Source organism: Streptomyces sp. NPDC005408, assembly GCF_040606445.1.
Classification (GTDB): domain Bacteria; phylum Actinomycetota; class Actinomycetes; order Streptomycetales; family Streptomycetaceae; genus Streptomyces.
In genome coordinates this window covers 16568-29967 of the sequence record NZ_JBEXEX010000011.1, presented here as the reverse complement: position 1 = coordinate 29967, position 13400 = coordinate 16568, and the positions used below count along the sequence as shown (strand labels likewise).

The following is a 13400-nucleotide window of genomic DNA, read 5'->3' as shown; positions in this document are numbered from 1 at the left end:
TGTGGCATTGGTGCAGGAGCCTGCGCCACTTCCTTCCCACGCCGAGATCACGGAAGATGCGGGGCTAGGTCCTGTCCGGTCGATCAGGCTGGATCAGTGAGCGGGGTCTGGCGTGGTGCATCGCAGGCCGGAGGATGGGGGTCCCCCCGCCGAAGGCAGGGGGAGAGCCGACGCGGAGCGTCGGCGACTGACGACAACGCAGCGAGGTGCCGTGCCAGGGCACGCGAGCCCGGCAAGATCGGCCGGACAGAGCCTAGTTCTGGGCAGTCGGGCAGCCCGATGTGTGGCCCACCTGCTGGGAGTTGCTTCGGCCGTGAGCTGCACCGACGGCGGCCGGCCAGCGTCATCGCCAGGTCCCGTACGGGCTTCGACCCCCTGGTCGCCAGTTCCGACGAGTCAGGCCAGGAGGACTTCGACCTTCTGCTCGGCGAAGAACTGGAGGATCTCCTGGAACGTAGGGGACACGTCGTGTGTGAGCGGGCTCCGCCCGAGGCAGGCGCGGGCGATGTGGTGGTCGTGCCAGACCAGGGTGAACGGTCGCTGGACCGCGTGGTCTGCCCCGAGGCAGTACTCGATGGTGCCGAAGGATGTGCCGAAGTAGCCGCCTGGTCCGTTCATCGCCTCGCCGAGGGCCAGGCTGAAGCCCACCACGTCGGTGATGTATCTGCCGTCCAGGTGGTACGTGCTCCCCTGCGGCCTGTCGGGCGTGCGCCGGGCCGACAGGTTGCTCTGCGCGGCCGTTGACCACGCGGCGCGGCCGGCCTTGCTGAGTGAGGCCCACACATTGGGTTCGGTCGGCGGTCCTGTCGACCAGAGCTCATGGGCTTCGCGGGCCGCTGCGGTCCGGAAGTCGTCGCAGGAGACGTCCAGCGTGAGGTCGACCTGCCCGCTTCCGGGAGTGGAGTACGACCATGACTCGACGTGAAGGCAGATCCAGCGTTCCTCGATGGCGCGGCCCATGCGGTCCAGGGGGCACAGATAGACGCCGCCCAGGTCGAACTGGTTGTCACCTGATTCCAGTGCGGCCAGTAGCCGCCCGCTCGGCTCGCACCCCAGCAGTCGCAGCGGTATCGGATCGGGCTCAGGCTCCTTGTCGATCAGAGCCACCTGCCCGCACTGTCCCCAGGGCTCTTCGTCTTCGCCGTAGAGGTTGAAGCCCTGAAACTGTGGGGGTACTTCGGGAATCTCCGGCTGCTCGTTCGTCCCGGCCGCCCATGGGTCCAGAGTGCCCTCGACCGTGATGTCGACCAGGGTCGGGTCGGTGAAGCTCGGGCGAACGCTCAGCACCCGAGTACGGCTGAGGCACCACACGTCCCAGATGGGTTCGACGGGTTTCCCGCTCTGGTCCAGGGCATGCACGGTCAGCGGGCCGAGCGGAGCAGAGCCATTCTCCTGCGCCTGAGCCGCCGCACGCGCCAGTTGTCCCTCAGGAGCGCAGTCTCGAAGTTCGTAGCGGTGGCGTGCGGGGGCCGGCGAGTCCACGTAGTACCCATCAGCCTCCGCGCAGAGGGCCAGCGTCTCCTCGGATTCGTCCCCGTTCTCGGTCTCGCCGGTTATCCGGAACTGCACGTGCGGGCTCACCTCGCTGCGAAGGGCGTGTTCGTCGGGACGATCCCCTTGGCCGAACGGCGGCAGTGAGACCGGAATCAACGTGAAGTCGGCGTTTCCCAACGGGATTCCGCTCATGGTAGTCGTCCCGGTCTCCACACCAAGGGCACCAAGCCCAGGCGGGCGGAAACGGAGAGGTGAACTCGCGGGTCGATGCGGCGGGTCGTGGGGAGTCCACCTGTCGGCGCGCCCGACAGGGTTGGGCGATCATGTGGCCCCGACCGCGGTCACGAGCGGGTGTCCGTGTCGGCCCCACCAGCAGGCTCGCTCAGCCGGTGCAGCCGAGAACACTGCCGGGAGGACGGCAGTTGTTCGGCCTGTTGCCTCTCACCGCGCTGCTGTTCAGCGTGACGGTGCCGGACTCTTTGAAGATGCCACCCCCGTCGCCGGCTCTGTTGCCGATGACAGAGCTTCCGTTCAGGGTCGTCGAGCCGATGGCGTTGAAGATGCCCCCGCCCTGGGCCGTACCGCCGTGGGGGGCGGTGGCGGTGTTGCCGCTGATGTGCGACTGATCAATCGTCAGGGTGCCACCCAATGCGTTGGCAACGCCGCCGCCCAGGGCGATGCCGCCGGAGGCATGGGCAGTGTTGCCCCGCACTGTGCTGCTGTTCACCGTGATTTCACCATCGGGGCCGAGACTGAGCCCGCCTCCCCGCACAGTGCCGCCCGGGGCAGTGGCGTGGTTGCCGATGACCCGGGTGCGGGTCAGAGAAATCTTGACGTTGGTCGCCCCCGCGCCGCCAGTGGCGAGGCCGTTCGGAGCGCTGGCGGTGTTGTCGCGGATGACGGTGTCGGTCACGACAATCGTGCCCGCGCCACCGGTGGTCACAGCGCCGCGCGCGATGCCGCCCGGAGCGCTGGAGTGGTTGTGACTGATGATGGTGCGCGTGACCGTCGTCTGAGCAAAACCGATGAGGCCTGTGCCGTCGGCGAGACTGCCGGTGTCCGCGGTGACACTGGCGGCGTTGTGGTGCACCCGGCTGTTGTTGACCGTCAGCGGGAAGTTATTGGCGATCCCGCCGCCCAGGGCAGCACTTGGGACCGTGCCGGTGTAGGCGACCGTGTTGCCGCTGACTTCGGTGTCGTTCACGGTCGCCGTGCCACCACTGTCGATGCCACCGCCCTCGGCGAAGAGACTGGACGTGGCGGTGTTGTGGATCACCCGGCTGTGGTTCACCGTCATCCTGCCAAGGTTGGAGATACCGCCACCGCAGATCCCTTCCCCCGGGAAGAGAGGGCAGTCTGTCGCCGCTCCGCCGCTGATGGTGGCATCGTTGAGTGTGAGGATGCCCGGGGTATCCACGAACAAGATTCGGAAGTCGGGGGCGGACCGGGGGCGCGTAATCGTCGCGCCGTTACCGTTGATGGCGATATCGCTGGTGATGGCGGGCAGGCCGTTGGCAGCATTGCCGGGGTCAGGCACCACCAGCCTGTAGGTGCACCGGGGAGCCAGGCGGAGCGTGTCATGACCCGGTGAGTTGTTGGCTGTATGAATCGCCGCGACGAGATCCGAGACCGAACACCGCACCGACACTGTGGCGGCATGTGCAAGCGGAGCCGGGAACGCCAGCACCGCCCCGGCTGCCAGACCGGCCACTGCCAGAAGCGGGCTCGGACGTGATCGCCGGTCACCGCTGACCGGACGCTTCGCTCGGAAACCTGCCTGCCACGACATAGCGAACCCTCGTCTTCTGCTCCAGGAGCCGCCCCCATCAGGCACGCTCCGAACGGCGACCAGTCCGCCCTGATGCAGGCCGTCGACGCAGGCGCCCGGAACCAGCCGACCACGTTCTCCCTCGCGCAGCTCCCTGTAGGCTCCCCGACGTCGCCGCATTCATCCGATGAGCGCAACTCGGAGTCAGGGCGGCCTTCTACTGCATGCCCCGGCGATGATGGCGTCCACGAGAAGGGGTGCGGTCGAACAGGTAGGCGGCCGGTTCGCCGCATCCACCTGGCCCCGTCCCGGGAGTCACCTCGCCACCGCTACCGTTCGAGGACGTCGAAGGCAGCCGGATCACCGTCCGCGGTGCCGTTACTCGACTGCCCGTCCGCCGGGCCGAACTGCCTGCGGACAATCGCCCGCCTCCCTAGTGGCGCCGTATGGTCACAGCCGCTGGCGCCGCTGGCGGTAGTGGGGTGTCCCACATTCCCTGAGCAGGTGATCTACTTCCTCGTCGTTGATGTCATCATTGATGACATCAACGATGAGGGACTGGGGTGGGGTTGATGGTTGCGGGGCCTGGCCGGGCGGGGCGGTTGTCGCCGGAGGTGATCGTGGAGGCGGCTGTGCGGATTGCGGCGCGGGGGCGGCCGGACGGGCTGACCGGGCGGGCTCTGGGTGAGGAGCTGGGGGCGGATCGGTCGGCTGTGTGGCGCCATTTCGCGGACAAGGACGGGCTGTTGCTGGCCGTTGGGGACCGGCTGCTGGTGATGGCCTCGGGACGTGTGGCTGAAGGGCTGGGCCCGAGGCAGCGGCTGGAGGCTCTGGCGCGGGCTGTGGTGGACGTGTTCGAGGCTCATCCGTACGTCGGCGCGGCCATTGCCTGCCGCACCACCCGGGGGCCGGGTGAGTTCGCGCTGGTGGAGATGATGCTGGCCGCGCTGGGGGAGCTGGGTCTGCAGTCGAGAGATGTGGCGCGTTATCAGCGGATGCTCGCTGACAGTGTGTTGGCGTACGCGGGGATGTGCGCCGGGTACGCGGTGCTGCCCAAGCAGGTGCAGGACGCCGATGAGCGGGCCTGGGTGCGCGAGTATTCCAACGCCGATCCCAAGCGGTATCCGGCGATTGCTGCGCTGGCACCTCAACTGGCTGCAACGGATGACGACATGGTCCTGGACACGTTGCTGGAGGCGTTCTGGCTGGCGGTCGACGCCCGTGCCCGCAACACCGCAATCCCTACCCCCAGTCAAGGCGGTCGTCGTGCCTGATCCCTGCCACGCCGATGACACACGCGGTGGCGGGCAGGAAGCTCGCTTCGACGTGCCCGAGCCGATACCGGCCAGTGAACCCGCACTTTCTGCAGCACAGCTGGATCCAGGTCCCTCGCGGATCTCGCGGATCTCGCGGGTGTGGGCGCGCCGCGGGGCGCGGCGCAGTGTCATCGTGCTGCCGGTGGCTCTCGCAGTGCTGGTCGCCGCCTCCTATGCCGCCACCGCACTGCTGAACATCCCCTCCCCGCCCACTCTGCTGCGGCTGATGACCACCGACCCCTCGCAGCAGGGCACCCTGTTCCCCAGCCGCACGGTGTCGGCCTCACCCGATGCGGCTCCTCTGCCAGTGCGCAGCACGCCGCTGCCTGACACCGTGCCGTGGAAGGGGGAACGGATACCGGTGCAGCAGTTCCTGAACACCACTCGTACCAACGCGTTCTTGGTCCTGCGCGGCGGACGGCTGACCCACGAGTGGTACCGCGAGGGCATGGGCCCGACCACCCGGCTGTCCTCCTGGTCGGCGGCCAAGTCGGTGGTGTCGCTGCTGGCCGGGCAGGCCATCGGGGCAGGCAAACTGCGCGAACAGGATCGTCTGGTGGACATCCTGCCGCAGCTGAAGACCGGCGGGGACTTCGACTCCATCACGGTGCGCCACCTGCTGGACATGACCTCCGGGGTGGATGTGCCGGAGAATTACAAGGAGTACTACCCGCTGACTGGTACTGCCCGGATGTATCTCACCCGCGACCTGCCTGGTTTCATGCGAGACCACCGCGTGCTGCAGTATCCGCCGGGCAGCAAAGGCACCTACCGCAGTGTCGACACCGAACTGCTCGGCCAGGTCCTGGCCAAGGTCGAGGGGCGCCCACTGGCCGACCTGCTGGCGCGCAACATCTGGGAGCCGATGGGCGCCCAGGACAGCGCGACCTGGAACCTGGACCGGGACGGCGGCACGGAGAAGGCGTTCTGCTGCATCAATGCCACCGCCCGGGACTACGCCAAGGTCGGGCAACTCGTCCTGGACGGGGCCCGGGTCGGCACCCGGCAGATCGTTCCGAAGGAATGGATCAAGCGCATTGCCACGCCCGCTGCCCACCAGGTGGACGGCTGGGGCTACTCCGCCCAGTGGTGGCACCCCAGCGGGGGTGACGGCCAGGACTTCTCGGCCGTGGGTGTGTACGGGCAGTACATCTACGTCAACCCCGCCGCACACACGGTGATCGTCAAACTCAGCGACTACGGCGACCAACAGGACGAGCAGGAAACCTTCGATGCCCTGCGCGCCATCACCCGAGCCCCATGACAGACCAGTGGTCATTGCCGGTGGGCGGCCAGAGGGCTTGTGCGGCGGTCAGGTCGTTCAGGCCGTGGCCGGCACGCGGCGTCCTCCGGTGGCGCAACCGCACGGCAACTGTGCGCGTCCGTCGGGGCATCCGGAAGATCATGAAAGATGACAGAGGACCTCGCACGTGACTGGAACAGCCATTCGCCACCTCTGCCTCGCGCGGCACGGCGAGGCCTCCCCGGGACGAGAGCAAGCTGACGGACAAGGGCCGCCGCCAGGCCGTACTGCTGGGTGAGCGGCTTCAGCACAGTCCCCTCTCAGCGATCCATCATGGCCCTCTACCAAGAGCGGAACAGACTGCCCGGCTGATCTGCGACCAACTCGACGACGTTTCCCTGCAGTCGTCGGAACTGGCCGGGGACTACATCCCCTACCTGCCGCAGAGACAAGAGCTGCCTGCCCAGTCAGCCGACGCCATGCTCGGCCGCCTGGCTCAGTTCCCGGCCGCAGAGCGCGAACACGGTCCGAAGCTGGCTCAGGCAGCCCTCGCCCAGTTCACCGGACCTGTTGACGGTGACTGGCCTCGCCACGAGCTGATCGTCACCCACGCCTTCCTCATCGGCTGGCTCGTCCGGGCGGCCCTCGAAGCGCCGAAGTGGCGCTGGGTGGGCCTCAACCACGCCAATGCCGCGTTGACCGTCATCCGATACGCGCCCGGTCGGCCCGCTTGCATGGTCTTCTACAACGACATGGGGCACCTCCCCGAGAGCTCCGCTGGACCGGTTTCCCGCCCGACCTCCACATCTGAGGGCAGCTGTCACCGGCTGCGTAAGCAGCCAATGGCACAAGGTTCCGCAGTACTTGCCTGGCTGGAGGCTGGAGCGCCGTCCACCCTGTCCGCTCGGCGATTTCGGCGGATCCGCCGAGCCATCAGGTCACCCGTCCCGGACTATTGACTCCGAGTGTGACAGTGGCGATTCTCATCGCAATGCTTGCGCGGGTCATGACAAGCAGCCCGCCCTCAGCGGGGAGTGGCCCCCGAACTGCCTCCACTCCTCGACCCCCACCATCCGCTCACCAACGGCATGAGCGATGACAGCGAAGGCATGAGTGATGACCGTGACTCGACACTCGCACCGCAAACGCAGGCCCATCGCGGTTCTGTCGTTGCTCCTGACCGTGGTGGCCATGGTTCTCAGCACAGCGCCCAATTCCTCGGCCGAGTCCGGCTGGTGGACCCCGGCCGCGCGGCCCGCGCCCGACTCCCAGATCAATGTCACGGGCGAGCCCTTCAAGGGGACTGACTCCCAAGGACAGGTACGGGGCTTCGTCGACGCACACAACCACCTGATGTCCAACGAGGGCTTCGGCGGCCGGCTGATCTGTGGCAAGCCGTTCTCCGAACTGGGGGTCGCGGACGCGCTCAAGGACTGCCCCGAGCACTACCCTGACGGCTCGCTCGCGATCTTCGACTTCATCACCAAAGGCGGCGACGGCAAGCACGACCCCAACGGATGGCCGACGTTCAAGGACTGGCCGGCTCATGACTCGCTGACCCACCAGCAGAACTACTACGCCTGGGTCGAGCGGGCCTGGCGCGGCGGTCAGCGAGTGCTCGTCAACGACCTGGTCACCAACGGCGTGATCTGCTCGGTCTACTTCTTCAAGGACCGCAGCTGCGACGAGATGACCTCCATCCGTCTGCAGGCGCAGAAGACGTACGAGATGCAGGCGTTCATCGACAAGATGTACGGCGGACCGGGCAAGGGCTGGTTTAGGATCGTCACCGACTCCGCGCAGGCCCGCGAGGTCATCCAGCAGGGCAAGCTTGCCGTCGTTCTGGGGGTCGAGACCTCCGAGCCGTTCGGCTGCAAGCAGATCCTCGACGTCGCGCAGTGCAGCAAGCAGGACATCGACCGCGGTCTGGACGAGCTCCACAAGCTCGGCGTACGCAGCATGTTCCTGTGCCACAAGTTCGACAACGCCCTGTGTGGGGTCCGCTTCGACGAGGGCACCCTCGGTACGGCGATCAACGTCGGCCAGTTCCTGTCGACCGGCACCTTCTGGAAGACGGAGAAGTGCAGGGGGCCGCAGCACGACAACCCCATCGGCATCGCGTCGGCGCCCCAGGCGGAGAAGGAACTCCCGCCGGGCGTGAAAGTCCCCTCGTACGCCGCTGACGCGCAGTGCAACACCCGCGGTCTCACCGAGCTCGGCGAGTACGCCGTGCGCGGCATGATGAAACGCAAAATGATGCTGGAGATCGACCACATGGGAGTCAAGGCAGCGGGCCAGGCCTTCGACATCCTCGAGTCCGAGTCGTACCCGGGTGTGATCTCCTCACACAGCTGGATGGACCTCAGCTGGACCGAGCGGGTCTACCGTCTCGGCGGCTTCGTCGCCCAGTACATGAACGGCGCGGAGGCGTTCAGCGCGGAGGCGAAGCGCACGGACGCGCTGCGCGACAAGTACAACGTCGGCTATGGCTATGGCACCGACATGAACGGCGTCGGCGGCTGGCCGGGCCCCCGCGGCGCAGACACCCCGAACCCGGTGCGGTATCCCTTCCGCAGCGTCGACGGCAGCGCCGTCATCGACAGGCAGACCACAGGCGAGCGCACGTGGGACATCAACACCGACGGCGCCGCACACTACGGCCTGGTCCCTGACTGGCTGGAGGACATACGGCTCGTCGGCGGCCAGGGCGTCGTGGACGACCTCCTCCGGGGCGCCGAGTCCTACCTCGACACCTGGGGGGCGTCCGAGAAGCACAAGGCCGGGGTGAACCTTGCCGCAGGCTCGTCCGCCTCGGCCAGCTCGTCGGAGTGGAGCCTGGTCACGAGTTACGCACCCGACCGGGCCGTGGACGGCAACGCGGACACCCGCTGGGCGAGCGACTGGAGCGACGACCAGTGGCTCCGGATCGACCTGGGGACCGCCGGCCTGATCAAGCGCGTCACCCTCGGCTGGGAGCGCGCCTACGGGAAGGCGTACCGCATCGAGGTCTCCACGGACGGCACGAACTGGCAGTCCGTATGGTCCACCACCGCCGGTGACGGCGGCCTGGACACGGCGCAGTTCACCGGAACGTCAGCCCGCTACGTACGCATCCACGGGCTGGAGCGCGGCACCCAGTGGGGCTATTCGCTCCAGGAAGTGGGCATCTACAGCAGCTGACGGCACCATCAGCGTGCCTGAGGGCGGCCGGGGCCTGCTGGATCAGCGCTCCTGATTCGGCAGGCCCCGGCGGGCCCCGCCTGCGTGCTCCGGTGCTGCACAAGAGCGAAGGGAACCACATGGCACGGATGCCGTCGGCCGAACGGCGCCGACAGCTGATCGAGGCAGCGATCCGCGCGATGACCCGCGACGGTGTCTCCAGGACGACGACCCGGTCCATCGCCGCCGAAGCAGGGGTCTCACTGAGCGTCTTCCACTACTGCTTCGACTCCAAGCAGTCCCTGCTCGAGTCAGTCATCACGGCGATCACCGATCACTACGTCACGGTGGTGAAGGAGGCGATCCGGCCGAAGGCCACCCTTCGGGAGACCATCCGGGCAGGATTCCAGGCCTATTGGGACCATGTGTCCGCCAACCCCGGGGAGCACATGCTCACTTACGAACTCACGCAGTACGCCCTGCGCCAGCCGGGGTTCGAGCATCTGGCACGACGGCAGTACGAGCTGTACTCCGACACCTACACCGAACTCATCGAACAACTCCGTGACAGCATGAAGTTCGAACTCCGGGTAGAAGTCCCCGTGCTGGCCCGCTATCTGGCCGCCATGACAGACGGACTGACCCTGAACTTCCTCGTCCTCGGCGACGACACAGTGGCGGCCGGCATCCTCGACACGATCGCCGACCAGGTCGTCAGCCTCGTCCGCGACGAGGTCCGACAGGCCGCCGCCGGAGTCGTTTCGCCGAGATGCTGAGCGGCCCCCTGGGCCTCCCCATTGGGGCTCGTTGAGTCCGCACCCACTCGCCACAGAGAACACGAGCGACAGTGGAGATCAACGGCTGCCAGAATCAGGGCGTTGTCGAGGTGTGGGGGAGTAGCAGTGGGCCTGGGAACGGTCGCCGTCACGGGTGCGGCAGGGAACATCGGCTCGGTCGTACGGGGAGCACTGCGAAGCCAAGCGGATCGGCTGGTCCTGCTGGACCGCGTACCGCTCCAGGCGCAGGCAGCACACGAAGAGACCCACGTCGTCGACCTGCGTGATCCGGTGGCTGTGGAGTCGGCGCTCGCTGGTGCCGACTCCGTGCTTCACCTGGGCGGGTTGCCGGATGAGGCGCCCCTTCCCGACCTGTTGGAAGCGAATGTGCTGGGCACCCAGCACGTCCTGGAAGCCGCCCGGCGCGCGGGAATCGCACGCGTGGTGCTGGCCAGCAGCAATCGCGTGACCGGCTTCTATCCCACCGCTCACCGCACAGGACCGCGGGAGCCAGTGCGCCCGGATGGCCTGTACGGCGTGAGCAAAGTGGCCGTTGAGGCCCTGGGACAGATGTACGCGGATAAGTTCGGCCTCTCTGTGATCTGCCTGCGCATCGGCAGCTTCGAGGAGGTACCGACCGAGCCCCGACACCTCGCGACCTGGTTGAGCCCACGCGATGCCGTCGGCTTCATCCGGGCCGCACTCACCGCCCCGCCCTCCACCCGCTTCGCCACGGCATACGCCGTCTCCGCCAACACCCGCCGCTTCTGGGAACTCCCCGAGGAGGCAGTGCTGGCCTACACGCCCGTTGACAACGCTGAACTGCACGCCGCGCGCATCGCCGGTGCACATGCCCCTTCCGATCCCTCGGCGCCGCAGGCAGGACCCTATGCCCTGCCCGAAAACACCCTGAAGCACATCCGGCCCTGAGCCCTGTCACATGCCTGCGAGCCGCGTCTGCTCGGCAGGACCCCCCCCGATCTTGAGTGGCTCTGATCAGGGCCGTTGCGCGCGCGGCGCCGTCCAGCGGCGGCCCTGGCTGGAGATCTTTGACGGTGGGGGACACCAACTGGCCCGTGGCGAAACTCAGAGGCTGCTGAGCGTCAGCTCCGTATACCTTCGGCCGCATGGTTGACGACGCCTTCGGGCATCCACGGCTCGCCGCGATCTATGACCCGCTCGACCCCGATCGCAGCGATCTCGAGGCGTACGTCCGCATCGCGGAGGAGTCCGGGGCGCGTCGGGTGCTGGATGTTGGCTGCGGGACAGGTGTGTTCGCGCTCCTGCTTGCTGATCGCGGGATCGAGGTCGTCGGTGTTGATCCCGCCCAGGCGTCCCTCGATGTGGCCCAGGCCAAGCCGGGCAGCGAACGGGTGCGCTGGATCTGCGGTGATGCGACAGCACTCCCGTCGCTGCGGGTCGACCTGGCGGCCATGACGGCCAACGTCGCCCAGCAAATAGTCGATCCACAGGCGTGGCAGAAGACCCTGCGGGGCGCCTACGAAGCACTACGGCCAGGCGGGCATCTGGTCTTCGAGACCCGGGATCCGGCCAGGCGCGCCTGGGAGGCGTGGAGCCGCGAGGCTTCGTACGGCGTTACGGAGATTCCGGGCGTTGGCGCGGTCCAGAGCTGGGTCCAGGTGCTCGAGGTCAGTGGGCCGCTGGTGACGTTCCGCTGGACCTACGTGTTCGCTGCGGACGGGGAGGTACTGACGTCGGATTCGACGTTGCGTTTCCGTGAGCGGGAGGAGGTCGAGGCGGAGCTGGTCGCGCAGGGGTATGTGGTGGAGGACGTTCGCGATGCGCCCGATCGGCCAGGTCGGGAGTTCGTCTTCCTCGCACGACGTCCAGGGGTTGGCGAGGTCTGAGGTCGAGCCTGGTGCCGGCGACCGTTTGACAAGGCTCGCCAGAGATCTCCTCAGGCGCGACCACACGGCTCCGGCCGGGCTCGTGGTCAGCACACCGTTCGTGTCCGGCAGCATCGACCTGGTGCTTTCGGCTTCGAAGCTGGAAAGCTGGGCCGTCGCGCTGAACAGGCTCGACGCCGGCGAGGACGTCGCCTGGATGGAGTGGGACAGGGGACCGTCCCTCTTCGTCCAGCTCAACGGCGAGCGTGACTGTCCTGAGGTAGTCGTAGAGGACGAGTCGGGGTCCATGGTCACCGTGCGCGTCCCTGTCGTCCCGCCGGACGACTGGATTGCGGCCCACCAGCAGCGTCTGCATCGGGTGACGGCTCATTGGGTCCCGATGCTGTCAGCGTAGGGAGAGAGCTGCCGCCAGCAGATATGGGCGAACGCAGGCTCCACGACCCAGCGTTGGCGGCCGAGGCCAGAGCCGCGGTCCGAGCCCCGTCGGGCGCCCAGCTGCTACACCCGCGTGGCCGGCAGGTGCCTGATCCGGGCGCGGTCTCGCGCTGCAGGGGTCGTATGCGAGCGGGGCAGGTCCCGAACAGCGGTTGATCACCGTGCGTGAGCTGCATTCTTCGTCGGGGTTCGCTGTCCGTTTAGCGTCGATAGGATGCTTTTTGTGATCACTTCCAGGCGTCGTCGTCGTCGCCCCTACGGCGACCGGTGGGATGCTGCGCTGCTGTCACCGGTGATCATTACCGTCCTCATCGCGGGCCTGGCGTTCTCAACGCCGAGGGAGATCGCCTTCAGCCGCCTCCTGCCCGCCGCACCCGCCCTCGCCGCGGCGATGTGGCCCGTGCTCCCCACGATCCTGCTGGGGACGTTCTGCCTGCTCGTCATGGTCGGCCTCGGCTTCGTCTACACCGACCTGGGGACGCCTTACACAGCGGCTGCGATCGTCGCGGTCACCCTGGCCGCCGCATACGCAAGCCATGTCCGGCTCCAGCGGGAGGAGACACTCTTCCACGTCCGGCTCGTCGCCGACACGGCCCAGAAGGTGCTGCTACGCCCGCTGCCGCGCCGTATCGCGGGTGTCGAGATCGAGTCGCTGTATCTCGCGGCCCAGGAGCAGGCCCGCATCGGCGGAGACTTCTATGAGGCGGCCGACACGCCGTACGGCGTCAGGCTGCTCATCGGCGACGTGCGCGGCAAGGGCCTGCCCGCGGTGGGGGCGGCCGCGGCGGTGATCAGCAGCTTCAGGGAGGCCGCGTACGACGAGCCAGACCTGAGGGGCCTCATCCATCGGCTGGAAACCAGCATGACCCGCCACAGCGCTGCCTTCCCCACCCAGGACCTGCCGGAACGCTTTGCCACCACTCTTATCGCCGAGATCCCCCACGGCGGCGCCCACGTCAGACTTCTCAACTGCGGGCACCCCCCGCCGCTGCTCGTGCACGACGGGGAGACCCGCGTCCTGGATCCCACCGCCGCCTCGCCGCCCCTCAACCTCTCGACGCTCATCGGAGACCAGTACTACATCGACACCGTCGCCTTCGCCCCGGGCGACCAGATACTGCTCTACACCGACGGCGTAACGGAGACCCGGGATCGCGCCGGCGAGTTCTTCCCGCTGCCGGACTGGATGAGGCAGCAGCGCCCGGCGCCGCCCCGCGAGCTGCTCGACCGGCTCCACCGGGACCTGCTCCACTACAGCGGCGGAAGGCTCGACGACGACATCGCGGCCCTCGCCGTGCGGTGCCCGATCGCCCGGGCCCAGGAGCCTCCCGCGTAGGTGGC

10 protein-coding genes and 1 pseudogene are annotated in these 13400 nt (G+C 67.7%); 9 read left to right on the top strand and 2 right to left on the bottom strand.

Annotation, left to right across the window (positions count from 1 at the left end; all coding sequences use genetic code 11):
* Positions 1-396: 396 nt before the first annotated feature.
* A complete protein-coding gene (locus ABZS64_RS13360; protein ID WP_355827588.1) occupies positions 397-1686 on the bottom strand; it encodes a hypothetical protein in 1290 nt (429 codons plus the stop codon).
* Between the two features lie 190 nt (positions 1687-1876).
* The gene (locus tag ABZS64_RS13355; RefSeq protein ID WP_355827586.1) at positions 1877-3205 is read right to left on the bottom strand and encodes a hypothetical protein; all 1329 of its coding nucleotides are present in this window, start codon (positions 3203-3205) and stop codon (positions 1877-1879) included.
* 677 nt (positions 3206-3882) lie between these two features.
* On the opposite strand from ABZS64_RS13355, the gene ABZS64_RS13350 reads away from it, so the two are divergent.
* From ABZS64_RS13350 to ABZS64_RS13310, 9 genes and pseudogenes are all read left to right on the top strand, one after another.
* Positions 3883-4536, top strand: coding sequence for a helix-turn-helix domain-containing protein (locus ABZS64_RS13350; protein ID WP_355827583.1), 654 nt, complete (start codon positions 3883-3885; stop codon positions 4534-4536).
* Between the two features lie 184 nt (positions 4537-4720).
* Positions 4721-5842, top strand: a complete 1122-nt coding sequence (locus tag ABZS64_RS13345) for a serine hydrolase (protein ID WP_355827580.1) — start codon at positions 4721-4723, stop codon at positions 5840-5842.
* A gap of 166 nt (positions 5843-6008) precedes the next feature.
* Positions 6009-6632: pseudogene (locus tag ABZS64_RS13340) on the top strand (histidine phosphatase family protein).
* Positions 6633-6937: 305 nt separating this feature from the next.
* Positions 6938-9001 carry a discoidin domain-containing protein gene (locus ABZS64_RS13335; RefSeq protein ID WP_355827577.1) on the top strand — a complete coding sequence of 688 codons (2064 nt, stop codon included), beginning with the start codon at positions 6938-6940 and terminating at the stop codon, positions 8999-9001.
* A 119-nt stretch (positions 9002-9120) separates the two neighbouring features.
* The gene (locus ABZS64_RS13330; protein ID WP_355827574.1) at positions 9121-9756 is read left to right on the top strand and encodes a TetR family transcriptional regulator; all 636 of its coding nucleotides are present in this window, start codon (positions 9121-9123) and stop codon (positions 9754-9756) included.
* A gap of 126 nt (positions 9757-9882) precedes the next feature.
* Positions 9883-10686 carry an NAD(P)-dependent oxidoreductase gene (locus ABZS64_RS13325; protein ID WP_355827571.1) on the top strand — a complete coding sequence of 268 codons (804 nt, stop codon included), beginning with the start codon at positions 9883-9885 and terminating at the stop codon, positions 10684-10686.
* 197 nt (positions 10687-10883) lie between these two features.
* Positions 10884-11624: a class I SAM-dependent methyltransferase gene (locus ABZS64_RS13320; RefSeq protein ID WP_355827568.1), complete on the top strand. Its 741-nt coding sequence runs from the start codon at positions 10884-10886 to the stop codon at positions 11622-11624.
* On the top strand, positions 11536-12018 hold the full coding sequence (locus tag ABZS64_RS13315; protein WP_355827566.1) for a DUF5959 family protein: 483 nt from the start codon (positions 11536-11538) through the stop codon (positions 12016-12018). The genes ABZS64_RS13320 and ABZS64_RS13315 overlap by 89 nt, the downstream gene beginning before the upstream one ends.
* Positions 12019-12273: 255 nt before the next feature.
* Positions 12274-13395 carry a PP2C family protein-serine/threonine phosphatase gene (locus ABZS64_RS13310; protein WP_355827563.1) on the top strand — a complete coding sequence of 374 codons (1122 nt, stop codon included), beginning with the start codon at positions 12274-12276 and terminating at the stop codon, positions 13393-13395.
* Positions 13396-13400 lie beyond the last annotated feature (5 nt).

Bases quoted from the DNA above. Each gene is read 5' to 3' on its own strand.
- ABZS64_RS13330 (WP_355827574.1), top strand. From the start codon at position 9,121: ATGGCACGGATGCCGTCGGCCGAACGGCGCCGACAGCTGATCGAGGCA.
- ABZS64_RS13320 (WP_355827568.1), top strand. From the start codon at position 10,884: ATGGTTGACGACGCCTTCGGGCATCCACGGCTCGCCGCGATCTATGAC.
- ABZS64_RS13335 (WP_355827577.1), top strand. From the start codon at position 6,938: ATGACCGTGACTCGACACTCGCACCGCAAACGCAGGCCCATCGCGGTT.
- ABZS64_RS13315 (WP_355827566.1), top strand. From the start codon at position 11,536: ATGTGGTGGAGGACGTTCGCGATGCGCCCGATCGGCCAGGTCGGGAGT.
- ABZS64_RS13360 (WP_355827588.1), bottom strand. From the start codon at position 1,686: ATGAGCGGAATCCCGTTGGGAAACGCCGACTTCACGTTGATTCCGGTC.
- ABZS64_RS13310 (WP_355827563.1), top strand. From the start codon at position 12,274: ATGCTTTTTGTGATCACTTCCAGGCGTCGTCGTCGTCGCCCCTACGGC.